Annotated in this window: 13 protein-coding genes; 11 read left to right on the top strand and 2 right to left on the bottom strand. The window is 58.5% G+C overall.

Annotated elements, in window-relative coordinates; all coding sequences use genetic code 11:
- Window positions 1-10 precede the first annotated feature (10 nt).
- The 3 genes from AB5750_RS00565 (at window position 11) to AB5750_RS00555 (ending at window position 5641) form a co-directional block, all read left to right on the top strand.
- On the top strand, window positions 11-910 hold the full coding sequence (locus tag AB5750_RS00565; RefSeq protein ID WP_368145052.1) for an alpha/beta hydrolase: 900 nt from the start codon (window positions 11-13) through the stop codon (window positions 908-910).
- A 391-nt stretch (window positions 911-1301) separates the two neighbouring features.
- Complete coding sequence (gene feoB / locus AB5750_RS00560; protein ID WP_368145051.1) at window positions 1302-3662, top strand: ferrous iron transport protein B; 2361 nt, start codon at window positions 1302-1304, stop codon at window positions 3660-3662.
- A 347-nt stretch (window positions 3663-4009) separates the two neighbouring features.
- Window positions 4010-5641 (top strand): PTS transporter subunit EIIC, encoded by a 1632-nt coding sequence (locus tag AB5750_RS00555; RefSeq protein WP_368154873.1) that lies wholly within the window; start codon window positions 4010-4012, stop codon window positions 5639-5641.
- Between the two features lie 62 nt (window positions 5642-5703).
- Here AB5750_RS00555 and AB5750_RS00550 read toward each other — a convergent pair whose 3' ends face one another.
- Window positions 5704-6456 (bottom strand): MurR/RpiR family transcriptional regulator, encoded by a 753-nt coding sequence (locus AB5750_RS00550; protein WP_158550125.1) that lies wholly within the window; start codon window positions 6454-6456, stop codon window positions 5704-5706.
- Window positions 6457-6631: 175 nt separating this feature from the next.
- On the opposite strand from AB5750_RS00550, the gene AB5750_RS00545 reads away from it, so the two are divergent.
- The 5 genes from AB5750_RS00545 (at window position 6632) to AB5750_RS00525 (ending at window position 12392) form a co-directional block, all read left to right on the top strand.
- Window positions 6632-8005: a family 4 glycosyl hydrolase gene (locus AB5750_RS00545; RefSeq protein ID WP_117583084.1), complete on the top strand. Its 1374-nt coding sequence runs from the start codon at window positions 6632-6634 to the stop codon at window positions 8003-8005.
- Between the two features lie 165 nt (window positions 8006-8170).
- Window positions 8171-8923 carry a hypothetical protein gene (locus AB5750_RS00540; protein ID WP_368145048.1) on the top strand — a complete coding sequence of 251 codons (753 nt, stop codon included), beginning with the start codon at window positions 8171-8173 and terminating at the stop codon, window positions 8921-8923.
- Window positions 8924-9098: 175 nt separating this feature from the next.
- Complete coding sequence (locus tag AB5750_RS00535) at window positions 9099-10295, top strand: MFS transporter (protein WP_368145046.1); 1197 nt, start codon at window positions 9099-9101, stop codon at window positions 10293-10295.
- Window positions 10296-10448: 153 nt separating this feature from the next.
- A complete protein-coding gene (locus tag AB5750_RS00530) occupies window positions 10449-11825 on the top strand; it encodes an alpha-amylase family glycosyl hydrolase (RefSeq protein ID WP_368145044.1) in 1377 nt (458 codons plus the stop codon).
- A gap of 3 nt (window positions 11826-11828) precedes the next feature.
- Entirely contained in the window at window positions 11829-12392 is a 564-nt protein-coding gene (locus tag AB5750_RS00525; RefSeq protein WP_368145042.1) for a uracil-DNA glycosylase family protein, read from the top strand.
- 1 nt (window position 12393) lies between these two features.
- On the opposite strand, the gene AB5750_RS00520 is transcribed toward AB5750_RS00525, so the two are convergent.
- Entirely contained in the window at window positions 12394-13056 is a 663-nt protein-coding gene (locus AB5750_RS00520) for a hypothetical protein (protein WP_368145041.1), read from the bottom strand.
- Between the two features lie 93 nt (window positions 13057-13149).
- On the opposite strand from AB5750_RS00520, the gene AB5750_RS00515 reads away from it, so the two are divergent.
- The 3 genes from AB5750_RS00515 (at window position 13150) to rplL (ending at window position 15791) form a co-directional block, all read left to right on the top strand.
- Window positions 13150-14286: a pyridoxal phosphate-dependent aminotransferase gene (locus tag AB5750_RS00515; protein WP_368145039.1), complete on the top strand. Its 1137-nt coding sequence runs from the start codon at window positions 13150-13152 to the stop codon at window positions 14284-14286.
- A gap of 503 nt (window positions 14287-14789) precedes the next feature.
- Window positions 14790-15311 (top strand): 50S ribosomal protein L10, encoded by a 522-nt coding sequence (rplJ, locus tag AB5750_RS00510; protein WP_055250258.1) that lies wholly within the window; start codon window positions 14790-14792, stop codon window positions 15309-15311.
- A 102-nt stretch (window positions 15312-15413) separates the two neighbouring features.
- Complete coding sequence (gene rplL / locus AB5750_RS00505; protein WP_006235005.1) at window positions 15414-15791, top strand: 50S ribosomal protein L7/L12; 378 nt, start codon at window positions 15414-15416, stop codon at window positions 15789-15791.
- Window positions 15792-15887: the final 96 nt, after the last annotated feature.

The raw sequence follows: 15887 nt of genomic DNA, 5'->3' as shown, positions 1-15887 counted from the left end.
GGGAGCACCTATGATTATTGAGAACCATGCGCTGTGGGGCGAGGAGCCGACCGAGGATTATCCGGCGACGTTTACGTATCTGGGTGCCGAGCCGCTGCCCGACAAGCCCAATGGCCGCCGCCCCGCGGTGATCATCTGCGGCGGAGGCGGGTTTACGCATATCGCTCCGCACGAGCAGGACCCGGTGGCGTTTGCATTTTTGGACCGCGGCTACCAGGCCTTTGTGCTCAACTATGTGACGAGCGCCACGGGCGACGTGAGCTTTCCGCGCCCGCAGGCGGACCTCGCCAAGATGGTCGCTACCGTGCGCGCCAACGCCGACGAGTGGCATGTCGATCCCAAGCGCGTGTGCATCGTGGGTTTCTCGGCGGGCGGCATGATCTGCGCCTCGTTGGCAACGCAGTGGAAGACCGGACCCTTCGCGGGCCTTGCCGGGGCTCGTCCGGAGGATATTCGTCCCGACGCCGTGGTGCTGGGCTATCCGTTGCTTGACCTTGCCTATGTGCGCGATATGCAGACGCGCGACCCGCGCATCGACCTGCGCGTGCCCAAGACGGGTGGCAAGACGGGGCGCGATTTGCTCAACGACTATCTGTCGATGGTGACGGGCGGCGAGGCGACCGATGAGCACTTGACCGACATTTGCCCTACCACGCACGTTTCGCGCCAGATGCCCCCGACCTTTGTGTGGGGCGTTTCGGACGACAAGACGGCGCCGATCGCGCAGGTCTACCCGTTTGCGCAGCGCATGGCCGAGGAGGGCGTTGCATGCGAGATACACGTCTTTGACCAGGGTGGCCACGGCCTTTCGCTCGGCAACGCCAATACCGCGGTCGACAACGAGGACAAGCAGGTTTCCGTCCGTCCCTGGATCCGCCTGGCCTTCCGCTTCCTGGAGCGCCATCTGTAAGAGGACGGACATCCCCTCAATAACTTGCGGTGAAATAGCTCCTATTTAAGGCCTCAACCAGCCCAAGCAGGAACTATTCCACCGCAATTTTGGTTTTGATGCCCCGCCCGGAAACTACGTCCCGGTTTTGCCCTCGAAGGCGGTTTTCCCATAGTAGTCATTGGGGACGTTCTTAATCGACTAGTCGGAAGGGACACTCTTGCGGCGCTTGGCACTCGGGGACGTTCCTTTTGTGCCGGTACTTGGGGACGGTCCTTGCAGCAATCTGTCGATTGAACGTCGTTGTGCGTTCGCGCTATCATGCATGGTTACAATTGGTTAGCCGTGGCAAACGGTTAGCCAAGGTAAACTAAATGCAACGCCCTGTGGGCGTCGGGGGAGGAGCACGGACGTGAAGCTCGATACACTCGAGATTGGAAAGGACGCCGTTGTCGCATCGGTGGCATCGGACGATCAGGCACTCCGACAGCATATTTTGGACATGGGTCTAACGCCGGGCACCGAAGTCACCATGATGAAGTACGCCCCCATGGGTGACCCGCTCGAGATCCGCCTACGTGGCTACGAGTTGACGCTGCGCAAGGACGATGCCGCACGCATTGAGCTCGTGGATGTGCACGACACCGATACCGGCCCGCGCGTTAACGCCGCAATCGGCACGACGGACCACCCGGCCCTGGGCGAGGGGACGTATTCACCCCGTGCGGCAAAAACGGCCGTGCCCGAGGGCGCGCCGCTGCATTTTGCCCTTGCCGGTAACCAAAACTGCGGCAAGACCACGCTGTTCAACCAGCTTACGGGCTCCAACCAGCACGTCGGTAACTTTCCCGGCGTGACGGTCGACCGCAAGGACGGCACCATTCGCAACCACCCCGAGGCGAGCGTTACCGACCTGCCCGGCATTTACTCCCTGTCGCCGTACACAGGCGAAGAAGTCGTGAGCCGTCAGTTCATCCTCGACGAGCGCCCGGACGCCATCATCGACATCATTGACGCCACCAACATCGAGCGCAACCTGTACCTGACGCTGCAGCTTATGGAGCTCGACCGCCCCATGGTCATCGCGCTCAACATGATGGACGAGGTGACGGCCAACGGCGGCGCCGTGGACGTCAACCTGCTCGAGAGCCTGCTGGGCGTGCCCGTTGTCCCCATTAGCGCTGCCCGCAACGAGGGTATCGGCGAGCTGGTGGATCATGCCTTGCACGTGGCGCGGTTCCGCGAGCGTCCCGGTCGCCTGGACTTTTGCGCACCCGATGGTCCAGACGGCGGTGCGCTGCATCGCTGCATCCACGGCATCGCCAACCTTATCGAGGACCATGCCGCGACGGCGCACATTCCCGTGCGTTTTGCGGCGACCAAGCTGGTTGAGGGCGACGAGCTGGTGACCGAGGCGCTTCACCTGGATCGCAACGAGCTCGACGCTATCGAGCACATCATTACTCAGATGGAGGGCGAGGCCGGCACCGACCGCCTGTCCGCGCTGGCCGATATGCGCTTTAGCTTTATCGGCGACGTGTGTGGGCGCTGCGTCGTCAAACCGCACGAGAGCCGCGAGCACGTGCGCTCCGTCAAGATCGACCGCATCCTGACGGGCCGCTACACGGCCATTCCGGCGTTCCTGGTGATCATGGGCCTCGTCTTTTGGCTGACGTTTGGCGTGATCGGCGCGGCGTTGCAGGGGCTCATGGAGGACGGCATCGCTGTCATCATCGCCTCGGCCGATGCGGGCCTCAAGGCGTTCGGAACCAACGACGTGGTGCGCTCGCTGGCTGTCGACGGCGTGCTTACGGGCGTGGGCAGCGTGCTGACCTTCCTTCCGATTATCGTCGTGCTCTTCTTGTTCCTCTCCATTCTGGAAGACTCCGGATACATGGCACGCGTGGCCTTTGTCATGGATAAGGTGCTGCGTCGCTTTGGCCTGTCGGGCCGCAGCTTCGTGCCTATGCTCGTCGGTTTTGGCTGTACCGTGCCGGCTATCATGTCGACCCGTACGCTCCCATCCGAGCATGACCGCAAGATGACGGTCATGCTCACGCCGTTCATGAGCTGCTCGGCCAAGTTGCCGGTCTATGGTCTGCTGTGCGGGGCGTTTTTCCCACAGGCGACGGTTCCCGCCATGGTCTCGCTCTATCTGATTGGTATTGCGGTTGGTTGCATTGCGGCTTTGGTGCTCAACCGTACGGCATTTAAGGGCGACCCGGTGCCGTTTATCATGGAGCTTCCCAACTACCGCCTGCCGAGCGTCAAGACGACGGTGATGCTGGCATGGGATAAGGCCAAGGACTTTATTACCAAGGCCTTTACCATTATCTTTGCCGCTACCGTGGTCATCTGGTTCCTTCAGACGTTCGATATCCGCTTTAATGTGGTCGCCGATCAGTCGCAGAGTCTGCTTGCCGGTCTGGGTAGCATCATCGCGCCGGCGCTGGCGCCGCTTGGCTTTGGCGACTGGCGTGCATCCACGGCGCTCGTCACCGGACTTATCGCCAAGGAGAGCGTTATCTCGACCCTCACCGTGCTTTTGGGTGCAACGTCGCCTGCGGCACTGTCGACCATGTTTTCGCCGTTTACCGCTTACGTGTTCCTGGTCTTTACGCTGCTGTACCCGCCTTGCGTGGCGGCAATCGGCGCCGTCAAGAGTGAGCTGGGCGCGCGCTATGCCGTGGCCGTATTCGCATTTCAAGTGACGGTCGCCTGGATCGTGGCGTTTGTCGTGCATTCGGCGGGCATATTGCTGGGATTGGCTTAGGGGCGCGTTGATGCTCCGCGCTTTTGGGCGAGCAACAATTCAATAAAAATGAGCCAAAATACCGCCAATTGTCGGCCTGCGGGGACTGTCCTACGCTGCAGATTGCCGTTCGCTGCCTATTTGCTGCCGTTTACGGATTCGTAAATACTTGCAATCGTCGGTCGATTTAACCGTATTACGCGATGTCGATGCGTATTTTGTGCGCCCCTTTCTACAATCACTTTGTTTCTATTGCCGAACATGTCTTCCGTTTCGCCTGTGTGGGGACGTGGGATGCAATAGTCGTTTGTAGAGGCTCATTGAGGAGGGAATTGATGAAAGAAAAATTCCAATCGTTCGGAAAGGCAATGCTCGTTCCGATTACGCTCATTGCCATTTCCGGTCTCTTTTTGGGTATCGGTAGCGTTTTTACGACCGAACTGACCCTTGTGTCCCTTGGCGTTAATTGGGACTGGTATGCCGCTTCGCCGCTCTTTACGTTCTTCTCGGTATTTAAGGGTCTCGGCGAGGTAATCATTGGAAACCTCGGTGTTTTGTTTGCCGTCGGCTGCGCCTTCTCCTTGTCTCGCAAAGAGAAGGGCTGGGCTGCCTTTTCTGCCCTTGTCTGCTATCTCACCATGCTCAAGACGGTTGAGATTCTGCTTGGAGCAGCTGGCTTGGCTGCCGACAATACAACGGTGGAAGCTCTTCAGAAGATCGGCCTTACGTCCATTCAGGCGAGTGAGCAGTCCGCACTCTACACTACCTCGCTCGGCTTTTTTGGCTACAGCTCTGGTGTCTTTGGCGGCATTATCGTGGGCTGCCTGGTCGCTTGGATCACCGGCCGTTTTTACAAGACCAAGCTTCCAACGGCGCTGGCGTTTTTTGCGGGCAGTCGAACGGTCCCCATTGTATCGCTGGTCGCCGGTGGCATCCTGGGCGGCATCATGTACTTCGTCTGGCCCGTCATCGGTGGATGCTTTTCGGGTATTGCGACGTTCGTGAAAGGCTCCGGTCTGGTCGGTACGTTTGTCTATCGCTGGGTGCTCGAGAGCCTTGTGCCGTTTGGCTTGCATCCGCTGCTCGAGACGCCCATGTATTGGACTGAGCTTGGCGGCTCCATGGTCGTCGATGGAACGCGCGTGGTGGGCAATAGCGCCATTCAGCTTGCACAGCTCGCTTCTCCCAGCAGCGACAAGCTCTTGGTTAGGGCCTTCATGGCTGGTTATGGCATTAACGATTATGCGTTGTTCCCGGGCATCGCCCTTGCTATGTGGTCTTGTGCCAAGCCCCAGAACCGCAAGAAGGTTGCTGGTCTTTTAATCCCCACAGTGATTTCGACTGTTTTCTTTGGTGTTACGGAGCCTATTCTCTTTACGTTCCTGTTTGCCGCCCCCTGGCTCTACTTTGGCGTTTACGCTCCGCTTTCCGGACTGGGTGAAGTTCTCTCGGAAGCAATGGGCGTTTCGGTGTACCAGGGAAATATCAAGGACCTGATCCCATTCTTATTCCGCCCCGAGAAGCTTAATCTGCTTCCGTACCTTATTCTGCTCCCCGCCTTTTTCCTGGCAGCTTTCTTTCTCTTCCGGTTCTTTATTACTAAGTTCGATATCAAGACGCCCGGTCGAGATGATGGTGACGATATTGAGTTGATCAACAGCAGAGCCGAGTTCGAGGCAAAGGCCGCTGAGGCAAAGGGCGAGTCTGGTAGCACTCCCGAGAAGGCAGTCCAGGGCCATGCGACCAAGGACAGCGCGCTTGCTGTCGGCATTGTCGAAGCGCTTGGTGGAGCCGACAACATTGATGATCTTGACAACTGCATCTCACGTCTTCGCGTGATTGTCAAGGATGGTTCTAAGGTTGCAGACGACGAGGTGTTCACCAAGAATCTTGAAGCTATGGGCGTTATCCGCCTGAGCGACAAGGCAATCCAGGTCGTTTACGGTCCTCGTGTCGGCGAAGTCGCTTCTGAGGTGCACGACGTTCTCGGTGACGAGTAAAACGCGCAAGTGGCTTGCAATTGCATAGTGCAATTCCAGGGCTTGGCTTCCTATCGCATGATTTAGGGGGCCAAGCCTTCTTGTTTTAGATTGTCAAGGCAGATACTCAATAGTTCTTCGAATGCGAGAATGCAACTTCCGGTAAAGCAGTTAGGCTTAACGTTCTTAAGATCCATTGGGTGATCGTCATGTATCGTAAAGATCGCGTCTGCCGTCTTGGCGAGCTCGCTGTCTTCGTTGCCGGTAAAAGCGAGGGTCGTAATGCCCGCGTCGTGGCATGCCCTTGCGGTTTCCAGGATGGCTTCTGTCTGGCCCGATTTGGATATGAGCATCATGCAGCTGAGCGTATTTCGGTTGGATTCGACAAACTGATCGGTTTCTAGGAAGTCCTGTATGACGGCCAAAAAGCCAAGTCCAACGAGCTTGGTCGCCATGTACTGCGCAACGATGCGTGAGAAGCCCTCTCCGTTTACTCCGATCATTCTGTTGCGATGCAGTGCGGCGATGAATACGTCTACATCTCCGGTATGGCATACGAAGTGGACACTACTGTCTTTGAGTGATTGATTCATTTCGCGGGAGACATGCTGAAGGTGCTTGAGATCGTACATCATTTCGCGGTAGCCACGGTAGCCGAGCTTTTTCGAAAGCCTGATGACTGTCGTCATGCTGGTAAAGCATGCCATGGCGACGGGTTTTATGCCAATATCATCGAGGGTGTCGATATTGTTGAGTAGGTATTCGAGTACGCTTTGCTCGGTTTCGGATAGCTTTGCGGCTGAGTAGAGCTTGGAAATCTGCTTTTTATCAACCATCGGTGCTCCCTTCCCGCCGGACGTGTGCGGCCGCTTCCGTTGCGTAAATAATAACTCCTTGGGGAATTCCTTTCCCGCCTTGCAGCCGGGGCGGGAAGCGGCCCTCCATGCTGGATACAATATCCATACACAGGCGAACCATGCAATATTGAATGTGCTAATTGGGGGTTTCGATATGAAACTTACGGTCATAGGCGGCGGTGGCGTCCGCTCCATGTTTTTGGCAAAGAGCATAGCCCAGCAGGCGTCATCGCTTGGGATCGACGAACTTGTGTTTATGGACAATGATCCCGAGAAGCTGCGCATCTACGGTGGCCTTGCCGCCCATGTCTCGGGCATGCTTTGCCCCACGCTTAATTTTTCACTGACGGGTGATGCAGTCGAGGCCGTTAAGGACGCCGATTACGTGATCACGACGATTCGCGTCGGTGGGGACCATATGCGCGTTCGCGATGAGCGCATTGCTCTTTCACATGGGGTTCTTGGCCAAGAAACGACTGGCGCAGCCGGCGTGTCTTTTGCCATGCGCTCCGTCCCTGCGCTTGCTTCGTATTGCGAGTTAATCAAGAAGTACGCAAAGCCGGGCGTCAAGGTGTTTAACTTTACTAATCCCGCTGGCGTCGTATCTCAGGCCCTACGCGATATGGGCTATGATTTTACTTATGGCATTTGCGATGCCCCCTCGGGCATGTTGCATCAGTTTGCCGAGTATAAAGGCGTTGATCCCGCATCGGTTCAGGGCGAGTGCTATGGACTCAACCACCTCTCGTTCTTCCGCAATGTGACGGTTGACGGCGAGGACATCATGCCCGACTTGATCCACGACGACGGGGCATATGCTCATACAGATCTTAGGTTCTTCGAGAAGGATCTCGTTCTAAATCGCGGATGCGTGCCAAATGAGTACCTATACTATTTCTACTATCGCGAGCGCGCCGTTGCCAACGTTCTCTCTTCGCCCCAGACGCGCGGCGAACTAATCGAAGAAATTAATCGAGAAATGACGAGCGAGCTTGCATCTATCGATATTGAGAACGACTTCGAAAAGGGCCTCGCGTGCTTTGAGAAGTGGTACGGAATGCGCGAAAACAACTACATGGCGGCCGAGACTGGTATTCACCGCGACAAGCCGTGGACGTTTGACGTGTACGGCAAAGATGCTGGCGGATACGCAGGTGTCGCGCTCCGTTTCATGGATATTGCTCGCTCTGGCAAGACGCAGCAGATGATCCTGTGCACCCCCAACAATGGCGCCATCCCCGGCCTTCTCGATACAGATGTCATTGAGTCAACGTGCGATATCTCCACCGATGGCTGTGTACCGCATCGCGTCGAAGCCGATTCTGTGCCCGCGGGAAACCTCGAATTGATTCGTCGCGTCAAGTACTACGAGCGCACCGTGGCGCGTGGCATCGTTAACCGATCGAAGCGCGACATTGTCGAGAGCCTCGCGATGCACCCGCTCGTTAATTCGTACTCCTTGGCGAAAGATATCGCCGCGCAGTACTTTGAGCTTAACCGCGACTACATCGACGGCTGGACAGACTAGTCTGGACGTTAAAACTAGAAATTATGGATGGGCGGACCGGCGTTTATATTGGCGCCCGTTCGCCCTGCCTAGTAAGAAAACGGGTATAGAGTGAACTTGCGAGAGAACTTCAATGTCTTTCTGGAATCGGGCGATCGGGCGAAGGGATGCCGGAGTGGCTGCACGATGGCGTTATATATCCCCTTGTTTGTTATGAGCGCGCTTCAAATTGGTGTATCAAACGTTGCAACTGAGCTCGCCTATATCAATCCGTCAATTACGCTTATTTGCACTGTGGTCGCGGCCTTTTTAAACCTGCTTCTATCGAATGTGGCTTTTTCATTATTTGCCGTCGACCGGTCCAAAGAGACGGTGCAACCTGTTCGAACCCCTCCGGTTTGTCTCTTGGCCTCGACGGTTCCCCTCCAGATTTCTGGGGCGTTACTAATTTATTTGGTTCACTTGATTTTATCGGCAATTGTAGTCTTTGCCTCGCTTGCGAGCAGTCAGCTCGGGGTGTTGTGCTCGCTTGTGGTGGCAGTAATCGTGACGCTTCTTTCCGCGTCGTTCGTATTCGTGTTGATTGAAGATGCGGACGTGGAGCAGAGGGGACTACGAGGCATTCGGTTTGCACCACGCTACATCATGCGTTCGGTCACGGTGCTTCGTTCCTCCTGCAGAGAAATCGCGCGTCCCGCAACGCTGCTGGTGGCATGGAACCTGGTTGCAAGTTGCGCAATCCAGGTTCTTGTTGGATGGGCAGTTTCGAGTGCGGCGCTCCCGGCGGCACTTTCAGTGACGGCGCTTGTACATGAGGGACTATATTATGGGGCGTTTGCTTATATGCTGCTTTTGCTAGTTCATTGTGCGGTTGCGAGTTGGCTCGAAATTGACGTGCTCATGGGGGTGTCCTTGTGCGTATCCGAGCAGGCGCGATAGCCCGAAGATGAAGCCGCGTTTTCGACATTGAGTTCCTGCGTACCTTGCTTTCTAAGCAGAATTGGCGCGCCGTCTGTTAACGATCGTTTTCCAAGAATTCTGTTGTTGCGTATTTTATAGACTTCTCATTGCTATAATCGCCCACCGCTCAAGATAATCGGAGAGGTTTTCCTATATGGCTCAAACAAAGCAAGGTGGTATCGCACCCAGACAGTGGCTCCCGCTTATCGGGCTCGCCTGTTGCGCATTCGTATTCAACACGTCGGAGTTCATGCCCATTGGCCTTCTGACTGATATTGCCGCGTCGTTCTCGCTCACCGAGGCCCAGGCCGGCATCATGATCTCGGTCTACGCCTGGGGCGTCATGCTGCTGTCGTTGCCGCTTATGGTGTTTGCCTCGCGCTTTGAGTTCAAGCGGATGCTGCTCGGCGTGCTCGCCGTGTTCTCGCTGGGCCAGTTCCTGTCCGCCGTGGCGCCCACCTATCCTATTTTGGTTTGCGCACGTCTGGTGGTCGCCTGCGCGCATGCCGTGTTCTGGTCGGTCGCCTCGATTATGGCCTCGCGCCTGGTCGACAGTCGCCACGGGGCGCTCGCCATCAGCATGATCGCCACGGGCTCGTCCATCGCGCAGATCTTTGGCCTGCCGATCGGCCGCGCCATCGGGCTGGCCGTGGGCTGGCGCATGACGTTTGCCGTGGTCGGGGCCCTCTCAGCCATCGCGGTCGTCTACCAGGCCGCGGTGTTCCCGGCCATGCCGGCGGGCGAGCGCTTTACCGTCAAACAGCTGCCCGAGCTGCTCAAGAACCCGTTCCTGGTCGCGCTCTACGCGGTCACGGTTTTTATGGCGACCGGCTATTACGCAAGCTACAGCTACATTGAGCCTTTCCTGGCGCAGGTCGCACACGTCGACGCGGGCGCCATCACCATGACGCTGACGGCGTTTGGCTTCTCCGGTCTGGTGGGCAGCTGGCTGTTTGGCCGCCTGTTCGACGGGCACCGCTTCCCGTTCTTGGCTATCACGCTCTCCGGCGTGCCTGTGGCCCTGCTGCTCATGGGTCCGGTTGCACCGTCGCTCGTCGCCGTTCTCGCTGTTTGCGCGCTATGGGGCTGCTGCTCCACGGCCTTTAACGTGGCGTTTCAGGCCGAGCTCATCAAGTACACGCCGGCGGATTCGTCGGCCGTCGCCATGTCGATCTTCTCGGGCCTGTTCAATCTGGGTATCGGCACGGGCACCGCAATCGGTGGCGCCGTGGTTTCGGGTCCTGGTATCGCTTGCATTGGCTTCGTGGGCGGGGCGATTACCGTCGTGGGCGTCATCCTCGCCATCACCGTACTGTTCCCAGCCATACGCCGCGCCAAGCTCGTTGCCTAATCATGTCCCCTCATCAGTTGCGGTGGAATAGTTCCTGTTTAAGGTCTCTGAAGGCCCAAGCAGGAACTATTCCACCGCAACTTATTTTGGGGGAGTGGATACAAGCCGGGCATACAATGGATGTCGTTGTGTTGAGCTTACCGGGAGGTTGCTATGTGGGCATACGAGACGACGTTCTATCAGATCTATCCGCTGGGCTTTTGCGGAGCCCCGCGCGAAAACGCCGCACCCGTTGCCGAGGATGAGCTTGCTCAAGCTGCCGGCACCGCGCCCAACCCCGATGCTCCTATCATGAAAATCGCCCAATGGGCCGACTACCTGCAAAAACTCGGCGTTGGCGCTGTGCTCATCAACCCGCCGCTCGAGTCCGATAGCCACGGCTACGATACACGCAGCCTGCGCCACATCGACCGCCGCCTGGGTGGGGACGCCGACTTTGCCGCCGTGTGCGACACGCTGCATGCCCACGGCATCCGCGTGGTGCTCGATGCCGTCTTCAACCACGTCGGTCGTGGCTTTTGGGCCTTCCGTGATGTGCAGGAGCGCAAGTGGGACTCGCCCTACAAGGATTGGTTCCACATTAGCTTTGACGGCGACTCCTGCTATGGCGACGGCTTTTGGTACGAGGGCTGGGAAGGCCATTTTGAGCTTGTGAAGCTCAACCTGCAAAATCCCGCTGTGGTCGATTACCTGCTCGAGTCCGTGCGCCGCTGGGCCGACGTCTTTGGTGTCGATGGCCTGCGCCTGGACGTTGCCTACATGCTCGACCGCGATTTCATGCGTCGTTTGCATAGCTTTGCCCGTGAGCTCAAGCCCGACTTCGTGCTGATCGGCGAGACGCTCCACGGCGACTACAACCAGATTGTCAACGACGAGATGCTCGACTCCTGCACCAACTACGAATGTTACAAGGGCCTGTACTCCAGCTTTAACTCGGTCAACATGTTCGAGATCGCGCACTCGCTGCACCGTCAGTTTGGTGGCGACCCCTGGTGCATCTACCGCGGCAAGCATCTGCTGTCGTTTGTCGACAACCACGACGTGCCGCGCCTGGCAAGCATCCTCACCGACAAGTCGTGCCTGCGTCCCGCCTATGGCATGCTCTTTGGCATGCCGGGCATTCCGTGCGTCTACTATGGCAGCGAGTGGGGAATTGCTGGCGAAAAGGGTGGCCCCGATGGCGACTGGGCGCTGCGCCCTGCGCTCGATGAGCCTGCGCCCAACGAGCTGACGGCGTTCATCACGCAGCTTGCGCACCTTCGCTCGGCCGACGACGCGGCGGCCCGTGCTCTCAACTACGGCGCGTACCGCAACGTGGTGATCCAGAACAAGCAGCTGCTGTTCGAACGCGCCTGCGACGGCGCGACGGTGCTCGTAGCGGTGAACGCTGTGGACGAGCCTTACACCTTTGGAGCCGGCGAACTCAACAACTCCTTTGTCGACCTGCTTGCCGACGATGCACCCACGGTCGAGCTGACGGGCGCGCTTGAGCTTGCGCCCTACGAGGTGCGCTATCTGTTGAGGGCCTAGGCCATGGCTGCGTCCGACGAGGGCTATCAACATATTGAGCATGGGTTCGAGCCCGTGTTCGACCAGCGCTCGCGCGTTTTGGTGCTGGGGTCGTTTCCCTCGGTGCTTTCGCGCGCCAATGCCTTTTATTACGGCAACCCCCAGAACCGCTTTTGGCGGGTCATGGCCGCGTGCCTCGGTGTGCCCGTGCCGCCCAACGAGGGCGATCCTTTGGCAAGCGGTGAGCCCGCGACGCTCGATGCCTCGATTGCCGTCAAGCGGGCCATGCTGCTGAACGGCGGCGTAGCCCTGTGGGATGTGATTGAGAGCTGCGACATTAAGGGCTCGAGTGATGCGAGCATTCGCAACGTTGTGCCGGCACATATCGAGTGCATTACCGACGTGGCTCCCATTGAGCAGGTGATATGCAACGGTGGCACAGCTGGCCGGCTCTACAAGCGCTATCTACAAGAACGCACCGGGCTGCCCGCCATCGTCCTGCCCTCGACAAGTCCTGCCAATGCGGCCTGGCGCCTGGAGCGGCTTGTCGAGCGCTGGCGCGAGTCAGTTGACTGGGTCGCTCTCTAATTTAGATACTTGATTGAGCATGGGCGCCGAGGCGTTTGATGATGGCGCGCCAGATTGGTGCGGGCACGGCGGGCTCGACGCGCACCATGCCGTCGGCATCGACGCTATCGGCATTGCCGCCGCCAAGCAGCTGCGCATGCTCAATGGAGCAGCCCATGCGCACAGCGCCCACAAGTTTATCCATCGCTTCCGAAAATGGCCGTCGTAGGAGTCCCATGCGCGGTGAGTGGCGAAGAGCCGCAATGCCGCTGCCGGCACAGACGACAACGCCGTTGCACCACGCCAGGTCACGAAGACGGCAGGCCCGACGCAGCCGCGCAGCGGTTTCGTGTGCCCGTTCGGCGTCCTCGGACCCAGCAAGAATGACGACATAGATGCGTGTCTCTGTATTCCCAAGGCGATCGAGTATCTGCTCGACAGCGATCATGGCCTCATCATCAAATGCATCATCAACAGCGAGCACGATGCCATCGACAACGCAGCCGGCATCGTCCGCCTCCAAATCAACCGAGTGGGGGAGCGCGGTGCCAGAAAGCTGTGCATAGGCAGCGATGGCATCCTGCAGGTCCCAGAGCAAAAACTCAAGATCAGCGCTATTGGGAATACTGATATACACAATGGTTTGCAGCGTTTTGGGCTTATCGCCGCGTGCGGTCGTCTCCATGCCGCCTCCTTTCCGGTCGGTTTCCGTTTAGGTTACACCGTCTGACGGCGCCTCGCCGCGCTATCCTAGTGCAACCCTTACGAAAGGAACGCCATGCGTCTGCCTATGAATACCTCGCTTGCCACGCTCAAGCCCTCCGGCATCCGTCGGATTAACGCGCTCGCCGCCCAGCACCCAGGGTGCATCGCGCTTGCGCTCGGCGAACCCGATTTTCCCACGCCCGATGTGATTAGCGCCGAGGTGACCGCTTCGTTGGATCGCGGCGACACGCACTATCCGCCCAACAACGGCCGCCCCGCCCTGCGTGAGGCGCTGTCTGCCTACATGGGGGACGCAGGCCTGGCGTTTTCCGCCGATGAGGTCATCCTGACCGACGGCGCGACCGAAGCCCTGTCGGCAACATTCATGGCCATGCTCAACCCCGGCGACGAGGTCATTATCCCCACGCCGGCCTTTGGCCTGTACGAGAGCATCGTCGTGGCCAATCACGCCAAAGCGGTCTTTTTGGATACGGAGCCTGCGCAATTCCAGATTGACGAGGACGCACTTCGTGCTTGCGTGACGCCGGCGACCAAGGCCATCGTCATCTGCACGCCCAACAATCCTACGGGCTGCATCCTCAATGCGGCATCGCTCGACGCCGTGGCACACGTGGCAGAGCAGGCGGGCATCTACGTGGTCTGCGACGACGTATATAACCGCCTAGTCTATGCGGATGGCTACGAGCGATTTGCCCAGCGCCACCCGGAGCTACGCGAGCAGACAGTGGTTATCGAGAGCTTCTCCAAACCTTGGGCCATGACCGGCTGGCGCTTGGGCTGGCTCGCAGCGGCAGCCCCCGTCATTGCCGAGATCGCAAAAGCCCACCAATACCTAGTATCGAGTGCCGTCTCCTTTGAGATGGACGCCGCAGCGCGAGCCCTGACCGTCGACCCAACCCCCATGCTCAAAGTCTACCGAGCCCGCCGCGAGCGTGTACTCGAAGCCTTAAACGCCATGGGCCTCGACGTGGTAGAGCCCGCAGGAGCCTTCTACACTTTCCCGAGCATCAAAAAGTTCGGCCTAACCAGCGAAGACTTCTGCATCAAAGCCATCGAAGAGGCAAACGTAGCCCTAGTCCCCGGAGATTGCTTCGGCACCGAAGGCCACATCCGCCTAAGCTACTGCGTTTCCGACGAAAACCTGGACGAAGGCCTCCACCGCCTGTCCACCTTCATTTCAACCTTATAGCCCAACGGGACGCAACGCATCAGCCCACCGACCCAAGCATTATGAGTGGGGGCGTCAGCCAACGAAAACCCGGGCTGCCCAAAGTCAACGCAGGCCGCGCCGCCGAAGGCCAGGCGCAAGGTTTTCGTAGATTCCGCACGAGCCGAAGAGCACTTAATGTGCTCTTCGTGCGAGCCAGGACTTGACCGAGCGAAAACCTTGCGCCTGGCCTTCGGCGGCGCGGCCGGATGGTGGAATTGTGTGCAGCCCGGTTTTCCGTTGACCGACGCCGGGGTCCCCGCCATAATACTTTCGGTTCACGCACGAATCCGCTGCCAGAGACAGCCGGCGCAAACGGGCATCGCCCGCGAGCTTAATGGGATATCCCGCCAGCCGAGGTGGTCGAGTAGATATGTCTTCTCGCCCCCGTCGCTCATGCAGCGCGGGGGCTTTCTTTTTGGACATGCCCCCGTCACGTCCTTGTGGCGGACCGTGCCCGGAAAGAATTCGAGGAGGTGTAATTCATGCCCCAGCAGTACAAAATCGACAAGGTTGCAGAGATCGAGTCCCGTATCGCCGAGAACGCCGGTCTGTTCGTCGTCAACTACAACGGTCTGACGGTTAAGCAGGCTCAGGAGCTGCGTCATCAGCTTCGCGAGTGCGGCGCCGAGATGAAGGTCTACAAGAACAACCTGGTCAAGATCGCTCTCAAGAACCAGGAGCAGCCCGAGATCGACGAGATCCTCGCCGGCCCCGTCGCTTATGTGTTCTACGAGACCGAGCCGGTCGAGGCCGCTAAGGCCCTTAAGGACTTCTCCGCTAAGTCCAAGGGCGTCCTTGAGATCAAGGGCGGTATCTCCGACGGCAAGGCCGTTTCCGCTGATGATGTTAAGGCTATCGCCGAGCTGCCCACCAAGGATCAGCTTCTCGGCCAGATCGCCGGTCTCATCTCCGGTTTCGCTCGCGACATCGCTGTCTGCGTCAACGGCGTTTCCTCTGGTCTCGCTCGTTCGATCCAGCAGGTCTCCGAGCAGAAGGCAGCCTAGTCGCTGTTTTCACCCGCGGCGGCAACGCCGCACCCCTGGCGCATTCGCGCCGTGTTTTAACTGATCTCCGTGCATCCGCACGGAAACCGAAAGGACTTAGAAATGGCTAAGCTTACCACCGATGAGATCATCGATGCTCTTAAGGAAATGACCCTTCTCGAGGCTTCCGAGCTCGTCAAGGCTATCGAGGACACCTTCGGCGTTTCCGCCGCTGCTCCTGCCGCTGTTGTCGCCGCTCCCGCTGCTGGCGCTGCTGAGGCCGAGGAGAAGACCGAGTTTGACGTCGTGCTCGAGGGCTTCGGCGACAACAAGATCCAGGTCATCAAGGCCGTCCGTGAGCTCACCAACCTTGGCCTGAAGGAGGCCAAGGAGGTCGTCGAGGGCGCTCCCAAGGCTGTTCTCGAGGGTGCCAAGAAGGAGGACGCCGAGGCTGCCAAGGAGAAGCTCGAGGCTGCTGGCGCTGCTGTCACCCTCAAGTAATCAGGCTTTCTCGCCAGATTTCTTTGCAGACGGGGTTCGCATTGCGAGCCCCGTCTTTTTTGTTATAACCCCTCTATTTTGCGGGCTCCGCATGCA

This window comes from Collinsella aerofaciens, from assembly GCF_040926185.1.
Taxonomy (GTDB): domain Bacteria; phylum Actinomycetota; class Coriobacteriia; order Coriobacteriales; family Coriobacteriaceae; genus Collinsella; species Collinsella aerofaciens_BC.
The sequence above is the reverse complement of the archived record's forward strand: the minus strand, read 5'-3'. Positions and strand labels throughout refer to the sequence as shown.